20 protein-coding genes are annotated in these 18,799 nt (G+C 69.1%); 2 read left to right on the top strand and 18 right to left on the bottom strand.

Annotated elements, in window-relative coordinates:
- The 8 genes from ACRC20_RS04115 to ACRC20_RS04080 form a co-directional block, all read right to left on the bottom strand.
- Nucleotides 1-873, bottom strand: an 873-nt coding sequence (locus tag ACRC20_RS04115) for an MAB_1171c family putative transporter (protein WP_438685071.1), incomplete at its 3' end; no start/stop codon positions are given.
- A gap of 16 nt (nt 874-889) precedes the next feature.
- On the bottom strand, nt 890-1,426 hold the full coding sequence (locus ACRC20_RS04110; RefSeq protein WP_438685070.1) for a hypothetical protein: 537 nt from the start codon (nt 1,424-1,426) through the stop codon (nt 890-892).
- Nucleotides 1,404-1,853 carry a helix-turn-helix domain-containing protein gene (locus ACRC20_RS04105; protein WP_438685069.1) on the bottom strand — a complete coding sequence of 150 codons (450 nt, stop codon included), beginning with the start codon at nt 1,851-1,853 and terminating at the stop codon, nt 1,404-1,406. The genes ACRC20_RS04110 and ACRC20_RS04105 overlap by 23 nt, the downstream gene beginning before the upstream one ends.
- A 210-nt stretch (nt 1,854-2,063) precedes the next feature.
- A complete protein-coding gene (locus ACRC20_RS04100) occupies nt 2,064-2,465 on the bottom strand; it encodes a hypothetical protein (RefSeq protein ID WP_438685068.1) in 402 nt (133 codons plus the stop codon).
- A 114-nt stretch (nt 2,466-2,579) separates the two neighbouring features.
- Complete coding sequence (gene argS / locus ACRC20_RS04095; protein ID WP_438685067.1) at nt 2,580-4,349, bottom strand: arginine--tRNA ligase; 1,770 nt, start codon at nt 4,347-4,349, stop codon at nt 2,580-2,582.
- A 69-nt stretch (nt 4,350-4,418) separates the two neighbouring features.
- On the bottom strand, nt 4,419-4,949 hold the full coding sequence (locus ACRC20_RS04090) for a hypothetical protein (RefSeq protein WP_438685066.1): 531 nt from the start codon (nt 4,947-4,949) through the stop codon (nt 4,419-4,421).
- A 46-nt stretch (nt 4,950-4,995) separates the two neighbouring features.
- Nucleotides 4,996-6,747 (bottom strand): glycerol-3-phosphate dehydrogenase/oxidase, encoded by a 1,752-nt coding sequence (locus ACRC20_RS04085; RefSeq protein ID WP_438685065.1) that lies wholly within the window; start codon nt 6,745-6,747, stop codon nt 4,996-4,998.
- An 83-nt stretch (nt 6,748-6,830) separates the two neighbouring features.
- A complete protein-coding gene (locus tag ACRC20_RS04080) occupies nt 6,831-8,237 on the bottom strand; it encodes an NAD(P)H-quinone dehydrogenase (RefSeq protein WP_438685064.1) in 1,407 nt (468 codons plus the stop codon).
- Nucleotides 8,238-8,339: 102 nt separating this feature from the next.
- Here ACRC20_RS04080 and ACRC20_RS04075 point away from each other — a divergent pair, with 102 nt between their 5' ends.
- Entirely contained in the window at nt 8,340-8,807 is a 468-nt protein-coding gene (locus ACRC20_RS04075) for a gamma-glutamylcyclotransferase (protein WP_438685063.1), read from the top strand.
- Between the two features lie 96 nt (nt 8,808-8,903).
- Here ACRC20_RS04075 and ACRC20_RS04070 read toward each other — a convergent pair whose 3' ends face one another.
- Both ACRC20_RS04070 and bcp read right to left on the bottom strand, forming a co-directional pair.
- Nucleotides 8,904-10,100, bottom strand: coding sequence for a hypothetical protein (locus tag ACRC20_RS04070; RefSeq protein WP_438685062.1), 1,197 nt, complete (start codon nt 10,098-10,100; stop codon nt 8,904-8,906).
- Between the two features lie 57 nt (nt 10,101-10,157).
- Entirely contained in the window at nt 10,158-10,631 is a 474-nt protein-coding gene (bcp, locus tag ACRC20_RS04065; protein WP_438685061.1) for a thioredoxin-dependent thiol peroxidase, read from the bottom strand.
- An 86-nt stretch (nt 10,632-10,717) separates the two neighbouring features.
- On the opposite strand from bcp, the gene ACRC20_RS04060 reads away from it, so the two are divergent.
- Complete coding sequence (locus ACRC20_RS04060) at nt 10,718-10,954, top strand: DUF3618 domain-containing protein (protein ID WP_438685060.1); 237 nt, start codon at nt 10,718-10,720, stop codon at nt 10,952-10,954.
- A gap of 7 nt (nt 10,955-10,961) precedes the next feature.
- Here the strand turns inward: ACRC20_RS04060 and ACRC20_RS04055 are convergent, their stop codons facing one another.
- From ACRC20_RS04055 to ACRC20_RS04020, 8 genes are all read right to left on the bottom strand, one after another.
- Nucleotides 10,962-11,624, bottom strand: coding sequence for a TetR family transcriptional regulator (locus ACRC20_RS04055; RefSeq protein ID WP_438685059.1), 663 nt, complete (start codon nt 11,622-11,624; stop codon nt 10,962-10,964).
- Nucleotides 11,621-11,812 (bottom strand): rubredoxin, encoded by a 192-nt coding sequence (locus tag ACRC20_RS04050; protein ID WP_438685058.1) that lies wholly within the window; start codon nt 11,810-11,812, stop codon nt 11,621-11,623. Before ACRC20_RS04050 ends, ACRC20_RS04055 begins: the two co-directional genes overlap by 4 nt.
- 25 nt (nt 11,813-11,837) lie before the next feature.
- Nucleotides 11,838-12,017, bottom strand: coding sequence for a rubredoxin (locus ACRC20_RS04045; RefSeq protein ID WP_438685057.1), 180 nt, complete (start codon nt 12,015-12,017; stop codon nt 11,838-11,840).
- Nucleotides 12,017-13,291, bottom strand: a complete 1,275-nt coding sequence (locus tag ACRC20_RS04040) for an alkane 1-monooxygenase (RefSeq protein WP_438685056.1) — start codon at nt 13,289-13,291, stop codon at nt 12,017-12,019. Before ACRC20_RS04040 ends, ACRC20_RS04045 begins: the two co-directional genes overlap by 1 nt.
- A 208-nt stretch (nt 13,292-13,499) precedes the next feature.
- A complete protein-coding gene (locus ACRC20_RS04035) occupies nt 13,500-14,246 on the bottom strand; it encodes a DUF6882 domain-containing protein (RefSeq protein ID WP_438685055.1) in 747 nt (248 codons plus the stop codon).
- 10 nt (nt 14,247-14,256) lie between these two features.
- Nucleotides 14,257-16,302, bottom strand: coding sequence for an ATP-binding cassette domain-containing protein (locus ACRC20_RS04030; protein ID WP_438685054.1), 2,046 nt, complete (start codon nt 16,300-16,302; stop codon nt 14,257-14,259).
- A complete protein-coding gene (locus ACRC20_RS04025; protein WP_438685053.1) occupies nt 16,299-17,189 on the bottom strand; it encodes an ABC transporter permease in 891 nt (296 codons plus the stop codon). Before ACRC20_RS04025 ends, ACRC20_RS04030 begins: the two co-directional genes overlap by 4 nt.
- 30 nt (nt 17,190-17,219) lie before the next feature.
- The gene (locus ACRC20_RS04020) at nt 17,220-18,761 is read right to left on the bottom strand and encodes an ABC transporter substrate-binding protein (RefSeq protein WP_438685052.1); all 1,542 of its coding nucleotides are present in this window, start codon (nt 18,759-18,761) and stop codon (nt 17,220-17,222) included.
- Nucleotides 18,762-18,799 lie beyond the last annotated feature (38 nt).

Raw genomic sequence — 18,799 nt, 5'->3', positions numbered from 1 at the left:
GTCGGCGTGCTGGTCGAGGGTGCTGTCGGGGTTGTCGTCGGCGAGATCCCGCCAGAACGGCTCCAGCTCGCTGTACGCCCGCTCGTTCGCACGCCGCCGCCGGGCCTCCTCCCAGAGCGGCCCCGCCGCAGGCAGGCAGAGCCCGGTCATGATGAGGCCGAACGCGACGACGCCGAGCGGCACGCCGAGCCAATCTGGATGCGTGAGCCCGAGGCCGAGGACGTCGTTGACCGCGACCACGGCCATGTACACGACGAAGGCGCAGAGTTGGAAATTCGTCGTGCGCCGGATGAGCCGGAGGCCGCGGGCGGTCCAGCCGTGTTGGCCGTCTTTGGTGTTGCGGCCGCTCAAGCTTCTGATTTTGAGCACGGCCCAGAGGAGGAAGAGATCGTTGACGCTGGTGGACTGCGTCAGGGGGCGGTTGGCCTCGGGGTGTGCGAAGAAGGGGACCAGGGATCTCGGCAGCAGGGGGGTGAGCCACATCGCGAACATCAGCGCGAGCACCACCGCAGCAGCAGCGAGCCAGAGCCGGGTGGTCTTCCTGCGTTTTTCGGGCGGGTCCTGCCAGGCGGAGAGCGCGATGACGAGAGCCGTGCTGTACCCGACGCCGCCGGTCGCGGCCGCGAACAGCTGGACGATGTTCGGCGTGCCGAGCCGCTCCGAGGCGAGGCGCGCCAACGCGGGGTTGTTCAAGATCGCGGCGGCAGTCTCGAGGAGGAATGCGGCTGTGATCGCGCGCCGTCCGAGGTCGCGGGGCTTGCGGCGGAGCTCGAAGAGGAAAAGCGCCGACGCGCCCGCGGCGCACACGGCCGCCACGCCGCTGAGCGTGTTGACGTATTGCCAGTAGCCGGGGTGGCCGGGAACGAAGAACACGGGGTGCAGGCCCTGGTCACTCTGCGCGGCGCGACAGCGACAGGGATCGCTCGATCCGCCGAAGCTCTTCGGACTCGGGCGTGCTCGAGCGTTGGCGCAACCGCATCGCGAGGATCGAGGCCATGGTCTCCGCCTCGTGCTCTATGCGCTCCTCGTAGTCGGTCCGCTGCAGCACTTTGACAACCGTGTGGCCATGGAGCTGGGGAAGCTGCGCCAGCACGTCCGTCGAGGACGGCTCTCGCTCGTCGACGTGCCCGAGGAGAACATGGCTCAACTCGTGCAGTTGGATGTGCTCTTGGTGGTACAGGGGCGCGTCTTGTTCGTAGAGGATGAGGTCGACGTCGGGGGTGGCCAAGAAGAGCCCGCTGATATTCGTGCCGCGCAAGGGGAACGGCATCGCTTCGATCCGCCGCCCGCGTCGTTTCGAAATGATCTCGCGCAACTCGGCCAGGGACTGGAATGGTCCGAGGTCGAGTTCCTCAAGGCGCTCGGTCAAAGCCTGCTGGACGGGCCGAAGCTCTCGGCCTGGGTCAGGCGAGTTCGGTAGCCGCATCCGTGTAAATCTCTTCGACTGGGGGGAGGCCTTGCAGGGCCCTGATGTTGTCGAGCACCGCGACAATGGTCGCGAGGCTCTCTTCCTGCACGCCGATCGCGCGCAACGCGATCGCTCGGACGCCCACTTGGTCCATGAGCACCGCTGCTGCCGCTTGCTGCGCCTCGCCTGCGTCCACGGAGGGGCTGGTGAGGTAGGCGATCGGCACTCCGAAGAAATCCGCCAACGCCTGCTGCAGCTCGATCGAGGGATGGCTCTTGCCGCCGTTGCGCAGCGCGGAGAGGTATCCGCCGCTCACGCGGAGTTCGGGATGGCGTCGCTTGAGCTCCTCGGCAACCTGGTCGTTCGTCCATGACTTTCCGTCCGGACGGGCCGTCCGGAAGAGGCGGTCGAGGCGTACGGCTAGCGGTTGGCCGCTCATTGGCATGGGCCAAGAATATCAGTTTCAGAAGAACGAAGCTCTTCTTGGAGTTGACAACCGCCGCCCATCGTATATTCTACTGACAGTAGAAATCTTCTATCCTGTTGGTGGGGTTCGGCGGGATGGGGATCGCTACTCGCAAGTGGGGCGTATGGCTGTGGCCGTCATCGAGGGGTCGGCCACAGCCATACGGGGGCGTCCGCGTCCTCGGCGGCGCTACTGCTGGCCCCCCATGGGCTGCACCGGCAACGCCGTGCAGGCGGTCGTCGGGACGAGGGAGCTCGAGGCCCAGCCGACGCGCTTCCCGTTGTGGGTGATCGCGCAGGTGAACTTTCCGGCGAACGCCCCGGCGACGTCCTTCGGGGTGACGGTGACGCTGGCCTTGTCCCAGGACTCGCCAAGGCGCACGGTCTCCTTCCACGGCAGGTCGACCTCTTTGATGACCTCCTCGGTGACGCCGCTGCGGTAGTGCACCACCGCCTTCGCCTGCCCCGACCCGGCGACCTCGTACGTGGTGTCGCCGAACACGAACTCTTGGACCCTGTCCTTGCCGACATATCCGGCGACTCCAAGGGCGGCGAGCCCGGCGACGCCCAGGCGCAACGGCGTTTTCAACATGCGGGGAAATATATGCGCGCGCGCGTCGGCGCACGAGGAGCCCGCCCGCGCGGATGCCGAAATGTTGCGAACTTGTCGCGTCCCGCGAACACGGCCCTGCTCGGCAGGGCCCGGCTACAGCCGCTCGGGCGCGGCGATGCCGAGCAAGCCGAGGCCGAGGGCGAGGGTGTCCCCGGTCAGCTCGCAGATCGCCGCGCGCCGGGCCCGGACCTGCGCGGTCGGCGCCTTCATGACGGGGCAGGCCTCGTAGAAGTCCGAGAATGTTTGCGCGAGGGTGTAGAGGTAGCCGCAGAGCCGGTGCGGCTCAAGGCTCTCGTCCACTGCCGCGAGCACGTCGCCGAACTCGTCGAGCACGCGCACGAGCGAGCGTTCGGCAGGCTCCAGCGGCGGGGCCGTGTCGCCGTCGGGGGCGGGCTCGGCCTCGGCGAGCCTCGCCAAGAGCGAGCGGATCCGGGCGTGCGCGTACTGCAGGTACACCCCGGTGTTGCCCTGCAGGGACAGCATCCGGTCGAGGTCGAAGACGTAGTCGCGGGTGCGGGAGGTGGACAGGTCCGCGTACTTCGCCGCACCGATCCCGACCTCCTTCGCGCGCTGCTCCTTGGCCTCGTCCGCCAGCTCGGGGCTGCGCTCCTCAATGGTGGCTTTGGCGCGCGCCACGGCCTCGTCCAGCAGCGAGATGAGGCGGATGGTCTCGCCCTCGCGAGATTTGAACGGCTTGCCGTCCGCGCCGAGCACCGAGCCGAACTGCACATGCGCCGCCTCGACTCCGTCCGGCAGATAGCCTGCCCGCCGGGCCGTCTCGAACACCATCTTGAAGTGCAGGGCCTGCGGGGAGCCGACCACGTACAGCAGGCGCGTGGCCTTCAGGTCGCGCACCCGGTGGCGCAGCGTCGCCAGGTCGGTCGCCGCGTAGCCGAAGCCGCCGTCGGATTTTTGGATGATGAACGGGACCGGCTTGCCGTCCTTGTCCGCGACATCGTCGAAGAAGACGCACAGCGCGCCCTCCGAGCGCACCGCGACGCCGCGCCGCTCCAAGTCGTCGGCGATGCCCTGCAGCTCGTCGTTGTAGCTGCTCTCGCCCGCGATGTCCTCGTCGGTGAGCAGCACCCCGAGTTTCGCGTAGATCTCCCCGAAGTACGTCTTGGACTCGGCGACGATCTCTTGCCAGCCCGCGAGAGTCTCGGGGTCGCCGGACTGCAGCGCGACCACGCGCCTTCGCGAGCGGGTCTGGAACTCCTCGTCCGTGTCGAACCGGGCGCGGGCCGCCTTGTACAGCGCGGCGAGCCTCGATATCGCCGGGGTGTCCCCGTCCTCGTCGTCGCCGGTCAGCTCCGGGTTCTCCAGGAGGTGCTCGATGAGCATCCCGAACTGGGTGCCCCAGTCGCCGACATGGTTCTGCCGGACCACCTCGGAGCCGGAGAAGGCCAGCAGCCGCACGAGGGCGTCGCCGATGATGGTGGAGCGAAGGTGCCCCACGTGCATCTCCTTGGCGATGTTCGGCGCGGAGTAGTCGACCACGGTGACTTGGCGGGCTTCGGTCCTGCCAATGCCGAGCCTCGGGTCCGCGCCGCGCGCCGCGAGCTGCCCGAGCAGGGCCGCGTCGGTGAACGCCAGGTTCAAAAATCCTGGGCCGGAGGCTTCGGCGTGGGAGAAGAGGGGGGAGCCGTCCAGCTGCGCCACGACTTTGCCCGCGAGCTCACGGGGATTCCCCTTGAGCTTCTTCGCGAGCGCCAGCAGGCCGTTGGCCTGGTAGTCGGCGTGCTCGGAGGGGCGGATGATCGGGTCCGCGCCAGCGGCTTCCGGGCCGAGCGCGGCCTCGAACGCATCGCGCAGGGCGGCTTCGGCTTGGGCGGCGAGAGACAGGGTGGGGGAATCAGCAGGCATCAGTAGATAACGATAGGGCAGTTTTCTACTGGTTTATATCGGGAGGGCTTTTATCTACCCGCCGGGCGGTCACTTGTCGCGTTTCGGCGGGACGAAGATGACCGACTTGAGGCATTGCGGCTGCCCTTGCACGCCGAGGCTCACCCGAACTGCGGGCCTGCGCAGGGCCCAGGCCTCGGCAGAGGGGTCCGAATCCATGTCGAGCGGGGTCTTCTCGGCTTCGGGGTAGCGGGCCCGGATGCTCTCGGGACTGACACAGCTCGTCGACTCGACGTGGTAGACCGTGGTCCACCACGCGCCGTCGCGGTCGTAGACGAGGACGCCGGACAGCGTGACCCCCGGACTCACCGCGATCGGGCCGCCCCGCCACTCCTGCCAGTCGCCGTCGCCGAACATACTGCCGTCGCTCATCCGGTCCATCCAGAGCATCTGCGTCGACAGGAGCTGCTCGACCTTCCAGGACTGCAGCGGGGCGGAAGCGGCAGAACGGTCGACCAGGTCCCACAGCGCCGAGAAGTCGGGCGCGGCCGACGCTTCGGCCGGATGCGCAAGCCCCGCGCAGCACGCGACTGCTGTCGCCCACGAACAAAGAACCCTCATCCGCCGAGGATATCGCAGCCGAGTGCCCCGTGTCTGTGGGCTTGGCTCAATCGGACAGGCCGCCCGCTGGCACCGGCTCGAGGATCTCGCCCCTCGACTCGGGGGCCTTGGCCCGCAACGCGTCCGCCGAAGCGTCCTCGACGAGGGATTGCGAGCGCAGCTCCGCGTCCACCCGTGCCGTGTACAGCTCGATCTCCGACTTCGTGCGCTGCTCGTCCCAGCCCAGCACGCCCGCCGCGATCTCGGCGACCTCGCGGGCGCAGGCGACGCCTCGGTGCGGGTACTCGATGCTGATCCGGGTGCGGCGGGAGAGCAAATCCTCGAGGTGCAGCGCGCCTTCCGCCGCGCATGCGTACTTGATCTCCAGCCGCAGGTAGTCGGAGGCGTCCCGGAGCGGCCGCAACAGGCCGGGGTCCTCCTCGGCGAGCGCGAGCAGCTCGGGCAGCATCGAGCCGTAGCGGTCCAGCAGGTCGACCACCCGGTCGTGCGGCACGTCCCAGTCCTGGCCGATGCTCCGGGCCTTGTTCTTGAGCGCCGGGTAGCCGTCCGCGCCGAGCAGCGGCACGTCCTCGGTGACCGACTCGGGGGCGCCGGTCGGCAGGAAGGGCACGGCCGCGTCGATGGCGTCTTTGGCCATCACTCGGTAGGTGGTGTATTTGCCGCCCGCGATGGAGACCAGGCCCGGCGCGTCGACCGCGACCGCGTGCTCCCGGGAGAGCTTCGAGGTGGCCTCGTCCTCGCCCGCGAGCAGCGGGCGCAGCCCGGCGTAGACCCCGTCGATGTCGGCGGGGGTGAGCGGCACTTTCAGCGCGCGGTTGACCTGGCCGAGGATGTACTCGATATCCGAGCGGGTGGCCGCCGGATGCGCCAAGTCGAGCTTCCAGTCGGTGTCTGTGGTGCCGATGAGCCAGCGCTCCCGCCAGGGAATGGCGTAGAGCACGCTGGTGGGGGTGCGCAGGATGAGCGCGACATCGCTGATGATCTTGTCACGCGGGACGACGATGTGCACGCCCTTGCTGGCCCGGACCTGGAACCGGCCCCGGATGTCTGCGGCTTTGTGCAGCTCGGTGGTCCACACGCCCGAGCAGTTCACCACGACGCTGCCCCGGACTTCGGTCGTCTCGCCGGACTCGCTGTCGCGGACCCGGACGCCGCGCACCCTGCCGCCGTCTTGGAGGAAGCCGACCACCTGGGTCGACGTGCGCACGACCGCGCCGAAGTGCGCAGCCGTGCGGGCGACGGTGAGCGCGTAGCGCGCGTCGTCCATGACCGTGTCGTAGTAGCGGATCGCGCCAGCCAAGCCCTCGGGTTTCAGGCTCGGGGCGAGGCGCAGCGTCCCGGCCTTGGTGTAGTGCCGCTGCCGGGGGACGGTCTTCGCGCCGCCCATCGTGTCGTAGAGGAAGAATCCCGCCGCCATGTAGGGGCGCTCCCAGACGCGGTGGGCGAGCGGGGCGATGAACGCCTGCGGCTTCACCAGGTGCGGAGCGATCTTGGTCATGACCAGCTCGCGCTCGTGCAAGGCCTCGCGCACCAGCCCGAACTCCAGCTGCTCCAGGTAGCGCAGGCCGCCGTGGAACATCTTCGAGGACCTGCTGGACGTGCCCGAAGCCCAGTCCCTGGCCTCGATCAGGGCGACCGAGAGCCCGCGCGTCGCCGCGTCGAGAGCCGCGCCCGTTCCGACGATCCCGCCGCCGATCACGATCACGTCGAAGTGCTGGCTGCCCAGTTGCTCCCACGCCTTGGCGCGTTGCTCGGGGCCGAGGTGGTGGGCTGTGAGGTTGGCTGCGGTCGTCGTCATCGCTCTCGTTCCAATGTCCGGCCAGTGCGCCTGGCTCGTCGTTTCGGTCTGCTGCTCGTCTTCGCTAGCCCATTCGGCGCTAGCTATTCGTCTTCGTCGTTGGACAGGATGCGCGCCGCCTCGTTGATCGAGCCCATCAGGGACGGGTAGACGGTGAAGGTGCGAGTCACATCCTCTGCAGTCAGTTTATTCCTGACCGCAAGGGCGATGGGCTGGATGAGCTCGGAGGCGCTCGGTGCGACGATGACGCCGCCGAGGACGCGGCCCGAGCCGGTGGAGCAGAAAAGCTTCACGAAGCCTCTCGTGATGGCGCCCATCTTGGCCCGCGCGTTGGTGGCCAGGGGCAGCGAGACCACGCGGGCGTGGATTTTCCCGGAGTCGACCTCCTTCTGCGTGATCCCCACCTGGGCGATCTCCGGGCGGGTGAAGATCGCGGAGGTGACGGTGCTGAGCTTGATCGGGGTCAGGGCCTCGCCGAGCGCGTGGTACATGGCGATCCGCCCTTGCATGCCCGCGACCGAGGCCAGGGGGAGCAGGCCCGTGCAGTCGCCCGCCGCGTAGATCCCGAGCGCGCTCGTGCGCGACACCCGGTCCACTTTGATGTGGCCGCGCTCGGTGAGCTCGATCCCCGCTTTTTCGAGGCCGAGCCCTGTGGTGTTCGGCACACTGCCAACGGTCATGAGCGCGTGGCTGCCTTCGACCGAGCGCCCGTCGGCGAGGACGACCTGCACGCCTGTCTTCGTGCGCTTCACCGATTCGGCGGCGGCGTTCTTGACGATGGTCACGCCTCGGTGGGCGAGGACCTCTTCCAGGGCGTGGGCGGCGTCTTGGTCCTCATGCGGCAGCACCCGGTCGCGGCTGGACACGGCGGTGACCGGCACGCCGAGCTCGGTGTACGCGTGGACGAACTCAGCGCCGGTGACGCCGGACCCGACGACGACCAGGTGCTCGGGCGGCTCTTGGAGGTCGTAGATCTGCCGCCAGGTGAGGATCCGCTCTCCGTCGGGCTGCGCGTTCGGCAGCGTCCGAGGACTGCCGCCGGTGGCGATGAGCACGACGTCGGCGTGGAGCTTCTCGGTGCGCCCGTTCACCGTGGCGATCACCTCGTGGGTCGCGAGGCCCGGCTGCGTGTCGCCGATCTCCCCCCGTCCGATGAGCACGCGGATGCCCTCTTTGGCGAGTTTGTCGTGGATGTCGACAGACTGGGCGTTGGCGAGCTCTCTGACCCGGTCGTTGATCGCGCCGAGGGTGCGGCGGGTGATGAGGTCCTCGATGCGGGCGGCGTCGAAGCCGAGGTTCTCGGCGCGGCGCAGCTCCGTGCGGATCCCGGTGGAGGCGATGAACGTCTTCGACGGCACGCAGTCGTAGAGCACGCAGCTGCCGCCCATGCCCGCTTCGTCGAGGATGACGACCTCTGCGCCCAGGCCCCTCGCGACGAGCGCCGCCTCATAGCCTGCAGGCCCGCCACCGATGATGACCACGTCTGTCACGTGACGCTCCCTCGCTCCTAGGTTGTGTTGATCGCTCTGGCGACAACGGTAGTCGCTCCCGCCCCTCCACGCATGGAGGAGAGGGCGCCTTAGTCTTGTCACGTGCCTATGTATGCCGCGTACGGGTCGAATATGGATCCCGCTCAAATGGCGCAGCGCGCCCCACACTCGCCCGTCGCCACCACGGGGTGGTTGCCGGGATGGCGGCTGACGTTCGGCGGGGCGGACATCGGCTGGGAGGGCGCGCTCGCGACCGTGGTCGAGGACAAAGAGGACCCGGACTCGAAAGTGTTCGTGGTGCTCTACGACCTCATCCGCGAGGACGAGGAGGCGCTGGACCGGTGGGAAGGCTCTGAACTGCGATTGCGCCGCAAACTCAAGGTCCGGGTGGACACGGCGGACGGGCCGGTGCTCGCGTGGCTGTACGTGCTCGACGCTTTCGAGGGAGGCCTGCCCTCGGCGCGCTACCTCGGTGTGATGTCGGACGCGGCGGAAGTCGCGGGCGCCCCACAGGATTACGTCACCTGGCTGCGCACGAGGGCTTGTCGGAGTATCGGCGACAAAGACTGATCCACGGGCCTCAGATGGCGCCTCGCGGTGCCCCCAGTCGTCGCCTGCCGCCTTGCGATGCATCCGTTTGATGCTCCCGTGCGGTCCGCTTGGCGGCTAGCTGTTCTTGCGGGGCCTGCGCGCGGCGGTCGGCGCCGCTTTGCTCGGGGCGTAGGAGTAGACCCACGTTTTGACAGTGCGCGGGAGCACGTGGAGCTGCCTGGCGATCGTCTCGATCGGCACGCCGAGCTCATGGTGCGCCCGAGCGGCTTGCTCGCGGGTCTCCTTGCTGATCGGGGCGAGCCCCGGCATCTCGGCGCCAGTCTCCCGCTGGTGGTCCTCGGCCCAGACTCGGGCGGTGGCCACGGGCACTGCGAGCTCCGAAGCCGCCTGCGAGACGCGCTTGCCTCTGTCGAAAATGAGCCGTATGGCCTCGGTTTTCGTCTCGGGAGGATAGGGGTGGCGCACGCTTCGGTCGTATTTCGGGATCGGTGTGCCGTGCTCCGCCCTGTATCGGGAAGCCCACACGTGCGCGCTGTTGGAGGACACCCCGCAGTGCCGGGCCGCGATGGTGGGCGCGAGCCCTTCCTCGAAGATGAGCCGGAGCGTCCGCAGCCGGACTTCGTCGGGCACTTTCTGCCTGCTCGGTTTCGGCATCCCCGCCGCGGCCCGGTGCTCGCGCACCCATCGCGCGACGGTGGTCGGGTGGTAGCCGTATTTTTCGGCGAGCTGGACGACGCTGTGCGAGCCGGAGATGGCCAACCGGGCGGCTTCGGCCTTCGTGGAAGCCGGTGCGCCGGATCGTCGCCTCGGATCGTAGGCGCCGTGTTGTTTCAAATGGTTGCGCACCCAGAGGCGCACGGTCTCCGGGGTGACGGAGAACTTGGCGGCGAGCTCGCTGACGGGAACCTTGTCCACGAGATGGAGCCGGACCGCGTTCTGGCGGCCCGTAGCGGTGGGGGAGGGGGAGTCCGGCTTCTGCCGTGGAGGCTTTCGGCGGCGCGAGGTGTCGAGCGAGGCCGCGGCGTGGAGCGCGGCCTGCCCGACGTCGGGGCTCGCGGGGTCAGGCTCGCCGAGCTCGGCCCAGAGCTTGCGCCGGGCTTCGGCGGAGAGGCCTGCGTCGCCCAATTGCTCGAAGAGCTTCGCCGCTATGGCAGAAAGGCGCAGATGCTTCGCCATGGCGAGTGTGAGCTTGCGCTCGTGCTGGGCTCGGACGAAATCGGCGCGCGTCCTCTGGAGGTGTTTCGCGGCGAACACACGAAAGGCGGCGAGTTCGCGCTCTGAGAACTCGCGTTGCGAGGCTTCGTGCGTCATGGCCCTCCTTTGCGGACTGAGCGCCATCGTACATGAGTTCGGTCGTGCGCGCTCGGCTCACAACCCCAGATCGCGGAGCAGCTTCGCGACATGGCCGGTCGCTTTGACGTTGTACTGCGCGAGTTTGATCTTCCCTTCCTCGTCCACGAGGAAGGTGGAGCGGATGACCCCTTCGACCGTTTTGCCGTACAACTTCTTCTCCCCGAACGCGCCGTAGGCGAGCAGCGTCTCTTTCGCGGGGTCGGAGAGCAGCGGGAACGTGAGCTCTTGCGCGTCCCGGAATTTCGCCAGTTTCGCGACGGGGTCGGGGGAGACGCCCAGCACGGCGGTTTTCGCGGCCTTCAGCTGGGCCAAGCTGTCACGGAAGTCGCACGCCTGTTTCGTGCAGCCCGGAGTCGAAGCGGCGGGGTAGAAGTACACGACCACCTGCTGGCCCGCGTAGTCGGACAGCGAGACGGACGCGCCGGAGTCGGATTCGAGGGTGAACGCCGGTGCGGCTTCGCCAACGGCGAGGCGGGCAGATGTGGTCATGCTGCAAGCCTAGCCGCCCTTTCGGGTAAGCTGGCCGGGCGCCGCCCGACGAGTGCAACGGCGCGCGAGAGTTTGGAGGCCAGAGGTTGTCGAACGATCCGGAACGCATCGAGCGCGAGGTCGAGCGGGCCCGCGAGGAGCTCGCTCGCGTCATCGACCAGCTGGCGGTGCGCCTCGACCCGCAGAAGGTCACCGAGGAAGCCAAGCACTGGCTGATCCTCAAGCTCAACGAGCCCGCGGTGAAGTACGCCCTGCTCGGAGTCGGCGGATTGTTCACGTTCCTCGCGCTGCGCCGGTTGTTCGGCGGCAAGAAGAAGGACTAGCGGAGGGCTAGAGCGGGCCCTCGTCGAGCCGCGCCCTCGCCCGCGCGCTCTCGACGAAAGGCTGCAGCAGCAGCGCCATTTCCTCCGGGACGTCGTGTCCGGGCTCGGGGGGAGCGGAGACGTAGCTCAGCGCCAAACGGACCAGCGCCCGCGCGAAGATGCCCGCGTCGTTCAGCGAGGGGGCGACCCAGCTCGCGACGAGCGAGTCGGTCAGCCGGGCCGCGGCACGCTGGATGATCGGCCCGCTGTCCGTCGTCAAGAGGCGCATGAGGTCCGGCTTGGCCTCCCCCGAGAGGAAGGACACGATGAGGGGGTCGCTCCCGATCTGCGCGAAGAACATCTGGAAGCCCTGCACGAGGGAGAGGTGGAAATCTCCGACGTTCGCCTGGATGGCGTCGTCCACGGCGTCGGCGAGCTGGTCCGCGAGCCGGAGCGCGTACGCCTCGACGAGGCCGGTGCGGGATTGGAACTCGTTGTACAGGGTCTGCCTGCTCACCCCTGCGGCATTGGCGACGTCGGCCATGGTGACCTCGGACCAGTCCTGGCGGTCGAGGAGCCGCTGGAGCGCGTCGAGGATCGACTCGCGCAGCAACATGCGCGCGGCCTCGGCGTAGGGGGAGCGGGCCGCTGGGCGGTGTTTCGCGGGGCTGGTGTTGGGCAGTTGGGTCATGCGCGGGCTTTCTCCACCATTTCGAAATCGGCCTTGGTCGCACCGCAATCGGGGCAGGTCCAGTCATCGGGGATGTCGTCCCACCTGGTGCCGGGGGCGATGCCGTCCTCCGGCCAGCCGAGGGCCTCGTCGTACTCGAATCCGCATTGCAGGCAGAAGTACAGCTTGTAGTCGGAGCTGCCGCTCACTGTTTTCCGTTCCTTTCTCGCCTGATCAACGCGCTTCGGATGCGCTGAACGGCTCGAAGTCCATCTTCTCACGTACCCCGCAGTCCGGGCAGGTCCAGTCGTCGGAGATGTCTGCCCACGAGGCGCCCGGCGGGAGTCCCTCGCGAGGGGCCCCGACGGACTCGTCGTAGACATACTCGCAGACCGGGCAGCGATATGCGGCCATCACACGGCCTTTCCGCTCGTGGCGGCGCTGCCCTCGTCGTCCTGCCCGCCTGTGGAGGGCGCGGAATACCGGGCGAGCAGTTTCTCGCGCTTGCCGGGCTGCAGGTTCGCGAGCGAGACGTCGCCGTCGTAATGCTCGAGGACTCGGTGGTCCATCACCTTGCGCCACAGCGGGGTGAAGTAGGCGAGCGTGATCATGCTGGCGTAGCCGCTCGGCAGGTTCGGGGCCCCGTCCCAGCTGCGCAGCGTCTGGTAGCGGCGCGTCGGATACGCGTGGTGGTCCGAGTGCCGCTGAAGGTGGTACAGGAAGACATTCGTCACGATGTGGTCCGAGTTCCAGCTATGCCTGGGGGCGGCGCGCTCGTAACGGCCGGTGGGGGTCTTCTGCCGAAGGAGGCCGTAATGCTCCAGGTAGTTGACCGACTCCAGCAGGGAGAAGCCGACGACCGCCTGGAGGATCAGGAGCGGGAGCAGCTGCCAGCCGAAGGCCGCGACGAGCGCGGCGTAGAGCGCTGCGGACATGAGCCAGGCGTTGAGCACGTCGTTCTTCAGGCTCCACGGGCTTTTGCCGAGCTTGCGGAACCGCTCCGCCTCCAAGTGCCATGCGGAGCGCAGGCCGCCGAAGACGCTGCGCGGCCAGAACGCCCAGAAGCTCTCGCCAAGCCGGGCGCTGGCCGGGTCCTCGGGTGTGGCGACCCGGACATGGTGGCCTCGGTTGTGCTCGAGGTAGAAGTGGCCGTAGAAGGTCTGGGCGAGGGTGATCTTGGAGAGCCAGCGCTCGAACGACTCTTTCTTGTGCCCGAGCTCGTGCGCGGTGTTGATCCCGACGCCTCCGATCATGCCGAGGGAGATGGCGCCGCCGATTTTGTCGACCCAGGAGAGCGGGTGCTCGTAGCCGAGCCAATGCAGGTCGTCGGCGGTGGCGAGGTAGGCGATGAGCACGAGGCTCGCGTATTGCAGTGGGGTGAAGGCCCAGACGATCCAGCGGTAGTACTTGTCGTTCTCCAAGCGCTCCATCGCCGCTTCCGGCGGATTGGACCCGTCGGGGCCGAAGCGCAGGTCCAACAGCGGAAGGACGATGTAGACCAGGATCGGGCCGATCCAGAACAGCGCCCTGGACATGGTCGTCCAGCCCATCGAGTTCATCCCCATGATGACCGGAATGACGATGAAGAGCACGGTGGGGGGGATGAGGCCGATAAGCCACAGGTGGCGCTTCGGGTCCTGCCACGGGGCCGCCGCCTCGTCGTGGTCGGTCGCGGTATGTGCTGTCATGACGGCTCCTTGCGGTGTGTCAGGTCCACTGGTGTCGATAATGTGCCATTGATCAATGGGGCACATCACTTCCTTTGTGTACATAAAGCTATCACTTGTCGTCAGAATAGACAAATAGTAGGTATTTGTCCAAAACTTGCGGGTGCTCTCGGACACGGGAGAACATGGAAAAGGGATGGTTCGCCGAGGACGGCAATGGCGAGCGGGTTTACGACGCGCGAATATCGACCAGGCCGACTCGGCCCTGCGCGTCCAGCTCCACCGTCACGGCCCCGCCCTTCGGCGGCAGCAACACGTATCCGGCCTCGTTCTGCTCGAGGCCGACTCCGCGTTTCTCCGCGTACGTGGCCAATGCCCTCGGCCAATCGGACACCAGGCCGGCGTCGAGCGCGCGGTTGACCACCTGGGCGGTGCGGAACGGCGTCGGCTCGCGCAACTCGAACAGGGGGTGCTCCACGAGGAGCGCGCCCACCGACCCGCCGCCGTCGAAGAGATAGCAGGGCAGGTCCAGGACGTAGGAGGCGTAGGCTCCGATCCGCCAGACGAGCTCGCCGATGTGGCCCGCCAGCGGCAGCGCGGGCGTGTAGAGCCCGTGGTGCTCGTAGGACTCGGCGTGGACGCGCAGTCGCGCGGCGGAGTCGATCACCGGCTCGGGGAACCCGTTGGCGTTCGCCCACCCCCACAGCCACACGCCCGAGCCGGGGGAGGCGGAGCCGAGGAAATGCGCTTTGGCCGAGAGGGAGGGGCGCCTGCCGTGGTTGAACGTGACGGTCCCGGCTTGCGGGTCCGCCCACCACGGCCCTTTCCCGTAGGGGCTGTCCCCGCCGAGGACGTCCTCGAGCCGCAGCTGCTGCTCCCACGCCCAGAGGATCGCGTCGTCGAACAGCTCGCGGCTGAGCGGGTGCGTCGGGAGCGGGGCGGGCGGCTCGCCCGACATGCCCGACTCGCCTTCCATGCCGCTCACCTTACTCCGAGACGAGCTTGCCGTCCCGCAGCGCCAGCACCCGGTGGCAGTGCTGTTCCACGAGGTCCAGATCATGGCTGACCACCAGGGCGGAGAGGCCTTCTTCGGCGGCGAGATCCCCGATGAGACGCATGACTCCAGCCGCAGTCCTCGCGTCGAGCGCCGACGTGACCTCGTCGCAGACCAGCACGGCCGGGCGATGCGCGAGCGCCCTCGCGACCGCGACGCGCTGGCGCTGGCCGCCGGACAACTGCCCCGGCAGCCGGTCCGCGAGCTCGGGGGAGAGCCCCACCTGTCCGAGCAGCCCGGCCACGTCGGCTCCTGGTCCGCCGGTTGCGCGCCTGCCGTTCTCCCGGGTCGCCGCGAGGAGCGCCTGGCGCACGGTGCGCCGGGGGTTGAGCGTTCCTGCCGGGTTCTGCGGCACGAGCTGGATAGCGCGCGGCCGCAGCTTCGTCCACTCGCCGGACTGGGGCTGTTGGAGGCCGACCATGACGCGGGCGAGCGTGGTCTTCCCCGTGCCGGAGTCGCCGACCAGGCCGGTCAGCGTCCCGGCGGCCAATTCGAAATCGCCGTCCTCAAGCAGCATCCTGCCGTTCGGGCAGGAGATGCGAAGGCCTCGGGCTTCGAACACGACGCCCGGGGGCTCGGACAACTGCGGCGCGCGCTCGCCCAGGGGCCTGTCGGTGCGGCCCTCCAAGCGTGGCGCGGCCTCCCCGACGACTACGACTTCGTCCGCCATTGCTCGCAGCATCGCCTCGTCGTGGCCGCTCGCCACGACGGCTTTGCCCTCGTCGGCGGCCTCTCGCAACAGCGCCGCCACGACGTCCCTGCGGGCGCTGTCGAGTCCGGCGAACGGCTCGTCCACCACAAGCACGGGGTTCTCCCGCAGCAGCGCCCGCGCGAGCGCCACGCGGCGCTGCTCCCCGCCGGAGAGCTCACGCGGCTTTTTGCGCAGGCACGACTCGTCGATCCCGAGCCGCGCGAGGAGCTCGGGGATCCGCTCGGGCCGGGACGCAGTCTCGGCGAGCAGGGCGGCGACCCGCATCGTCGGGGTGAGCTCGGAACCGGGATCTTGGCCAACGAAGCTGATCTTGGTGCGGCGGAAGGACCGCAGCTCCTCCCCGTCGAGGCCGGGCGGGCTGGTCAGGCGCAGCAGCGCGGTGGTCTTCCCCGCGCCGGAAGCCCCGAGCACGGCGGTCATGCGGCCCGGCTTCGGCTCGATCGCGGATTGCGGCGGCGGGGTATGCGCGGTCTCGGCCGGGGCGGGGGCGTACGCCATGATCGCGCGCCGCACGGCGAGGGAGAGCGCGACGATCGCGAGCGCGGGCGCGGCGGCGGACCACGGGTTCAGCCACAACCCCGGGCCGACCGAGTCGCGCACCATGACCGCCCAGTTCGACGGGCCGAGCGCGGCGGGCAGCCGCAGGAACGCGACAGTGGAGACGAGCGCGGTCGCCTCGACGAACCGCAGTGCGAGCTGCGTGACGAACGTGGCACGCAGATTCGGCAGGATCTCCTCGACCGCCACGCGCCAATGCCCGGAGCCGTTCGAGAGCGCCACTTCGACGAAGCCGTTCTTGGCGACGACCGCCGCGGCTCCGCCGAACACCCTCGCCGAGTACGGCGTCCCGGCGACGACCGCCACGAGGAGCAGCGCCCCCGCCGCCGACCATCCCGACCCGCCGCCCAGCCGGAGCAGCACCAGCATGGCCACTAGCAGCGGGGGCAGGAGCACCAGCAGGTCGGTGCAGGCTTCGATCCCTCGGGCGAGGGGCCCTTCCAAGGCGGAAAGCGCGCCGAGGACCGCCGCGAGCGCGGTGACGAGGACGGCGATGACCGCAGCCGTGACGGTGAGCCCGAGCCCGCCGTCGAGCAGCCGGGACAACACGTCGCGGCCCAATTCGTCCCCGCCGAGCGGGGACCCGGGCCCAGGCGGGGCGAAAGGTCCGGTCACAGCCTCGTCCGCACGATGCGGGGCGAAGAGGGGTCCGCACAGCGCGACGAAGACCAGCGCGGCCGCAGGCAGCACAGCGGCGACGCGCCTCATGCTCGGCCCCGGATGAAGTCCGCGACGGCGAGGACGAGCGATATCGCCGCGACGGCGGGGGCCAGCGCGCCGAGGACCAGATTCTCGTCCCGCCCGCTCACCGCCGCCGTGATGATCTGGCCGAGGCCGGGGATGTTGAAGACGCTCTCGACGACCAGCGCGCCGGAGAACAGGAGTCCCGCCGTGGTGCCCAAGGATCCCGCGATGGCGGGCAGGGCAGAGGGCAGCACGTGCCGGACGAGCACGCGGCTCCGGGCCAGGCCGTCCCGGATCGCAGCGGCGACATGCGGGGCGCGCAGCTGGTCCGCGACCGCGGCGTGCGCGACGGCTGTGTTCCAGGCCAATTGCGGGAGGGTGAGCGCGACGACGGGCAGCGCCAAAGCCGCCGGGTCCGGCTCGCCGACCACGGCGGCGGGCAGCCAGCCGAGCCAGATGGCGAAGACGAGCACGAGGCCGACCGCGACGACGAACTCCGGCGTTGCGACGAAGAGCGTGGTCGCAGGCCCGAGCAGCCTGGACTTCGACAAAGCCCAGAAGCCGCCGAGGAGGGGGGAGAGAAGGCTCACGAGCACGAGCGCGCACCCCGCGAGCACGAGCGTGTTCGGCAGCGCCGAGCCCACGACGGCCGAGACGTCGGCCCCGCGCAGGGTGACGCCGAGATCTCCGCCGAGCGCGTGCGCGGCCCAATGCCCGAACCGGGCGGGCCAGGCCCGGTCGAGCCACAGCTCGTGGTGCAACGCGGCCCGCTGCTGCTCGGTCGCGTGCGGTCCGAGCGCGCCGAACAGCCCGTCGCCCGGCAGCAAGCTCTGTGTGAGCGAGACCAGGGCGAGCGCGGCGGCCAGCAGCGCGACGCGGCGCGCGAGGACACGGATAGCAAGACGGAACATAGCTATGGCTAGCCTAAAGGAACCGTGGCTCTAGCCGAGCCACACCCGTTCGAGTTGCGCTTTGCCCCAGCCGCCGAGGTTCGGCGCGCCGTGGACCCTGGACGACGCGATGTCCACTCCGTCGGCGGTGCCCCACACCACGTAGCCGCCGCGTTCGTACTGGATTCGCTGCAGCTCCGCCGTCGCCCTCGCGCGGTCGTCGGACGAGGCGGCGGACGACGCTTCGGCGTGCGCCGCGTCGAACTGCGGGTCGCGGAACGCGCTTTCGTTGATCTGGCTCTTGGAGTCGAGCACCTTGTCCGCGAAGAAGAGGACCGAGTCGTTCGTCCCCCAGCTCACCGTGGTGAGCGCGGCCTTGTGCCAAGACTCTGCGGCGAAGACCTCGGGCTCCTGCTGCACGACTTCGATCTTCAAGCCCGCCTCGGCGAGCTGGCCCGCGATGAGCGTGGCGGTGTTGACCTCGCCGAACGCCTCGTCCTTGGTGAAGAGCTGGTATGTGCGGTTCAGGTCGAGCCCGGACTCGGCGAGCAGGGCGCGGGCTCGGCCGAGGTCGCGGACGCGCTGCGGCAGAGACCGGTCGTACGCCGGATCGGTGGTCCCGAGCACGTCGTTCGCGACGCTCCCGTACCCCGAGAGCACCTGGCTCACCAGCGCCTGGCGGTCGACGGCGAGGCGGATCGCCTCGCGCGCCTTGGGGTTGGCGAACGGCCCGTCCGAGCATCGAACGGCCAGCGGCACGACGAGGTCGCCGGGCCTGCGGATCACTTGCAGGTCCGACCGGCCCGTCACAGCGCGCGCGGCGAGCGGGCCGACGCTCATCGCGAGGTCGATCTGCCCCGCGACAACGGCGTCGGTCAGCGCTTGGACGCTCGCGAACCGAGTGAGCTCGATCGCTGCGGCCCTCGTTCCGCCCGCTGGCGGCTTGGGCAGGTCGTTGTGTCCGGACCAGCCGTCGTGGCGGACGAGGCGGACGTGGTCGAGCGCTCGCGAGCCGGTCGACTCGACCTTGAACGGCCCCGATCCCGGAGAGTCGCCCAATCGGCGGTTCGTCCCGTTTTTGGTCGTGAAAGTCATCAAGCGCAGCAGCATGGGCAGCTGGCTGTTCGGCTGGTCCGAAACCAATGTGACCTCATGGGGGCCGGTGGCGCTGATCCCTGTCTCGGGGACGGGGATTTTCCACGCTTGGCCGGGCGTGCGGCGCAGGACGCGCAGCGACTCGGCGACATCGTCGGCAGTGACGGGCGAGCCGTCGTGGAACGTCGCGTGCTCGGCGAGGCGGAAGGTCCAGCGCGTGAGGCTGTCGTCGCTCTGCCAGGAGCTGGCCAGCCGGGGGGCGACTTGCGCGCCGCCGCCCGGCACGGTCAACGGGTCGAAGACCAAAGACATGAGCAACATGTCGAAGTCGCCCGTGAACGTGCTGTAGGGGTTCGTGGTCGCGGCCGAGGCGGGGCCGAGCGCCCCGACGCGCAACGCGTCAGAGGGCGGGCGCCGCTGGGAGCATCCCGGAGCGGCCGCGACAGCGAGCCCGCCCAGGAGCCCGAGGCGCAAGGCTGTTCGTCGGCTGACGTGCATCGTCAGTCTTCACTCCTCGGACTCTTCGGTATGGCAAA

Origin of the sequence: Segniliparus sp., assembly GCF_051660745.1 — a bacterium.
GTDB lineage: Bacteria > Actinomycetota > Actinomycetes > Mycobacteriales > Mycobacteriaceae > Segniliparus.
The sequence above is the reverse complement of the archived record's forward strand: the minus strand, read 5'-3'. Positions and strand labels throughout refer to the sequence as shown.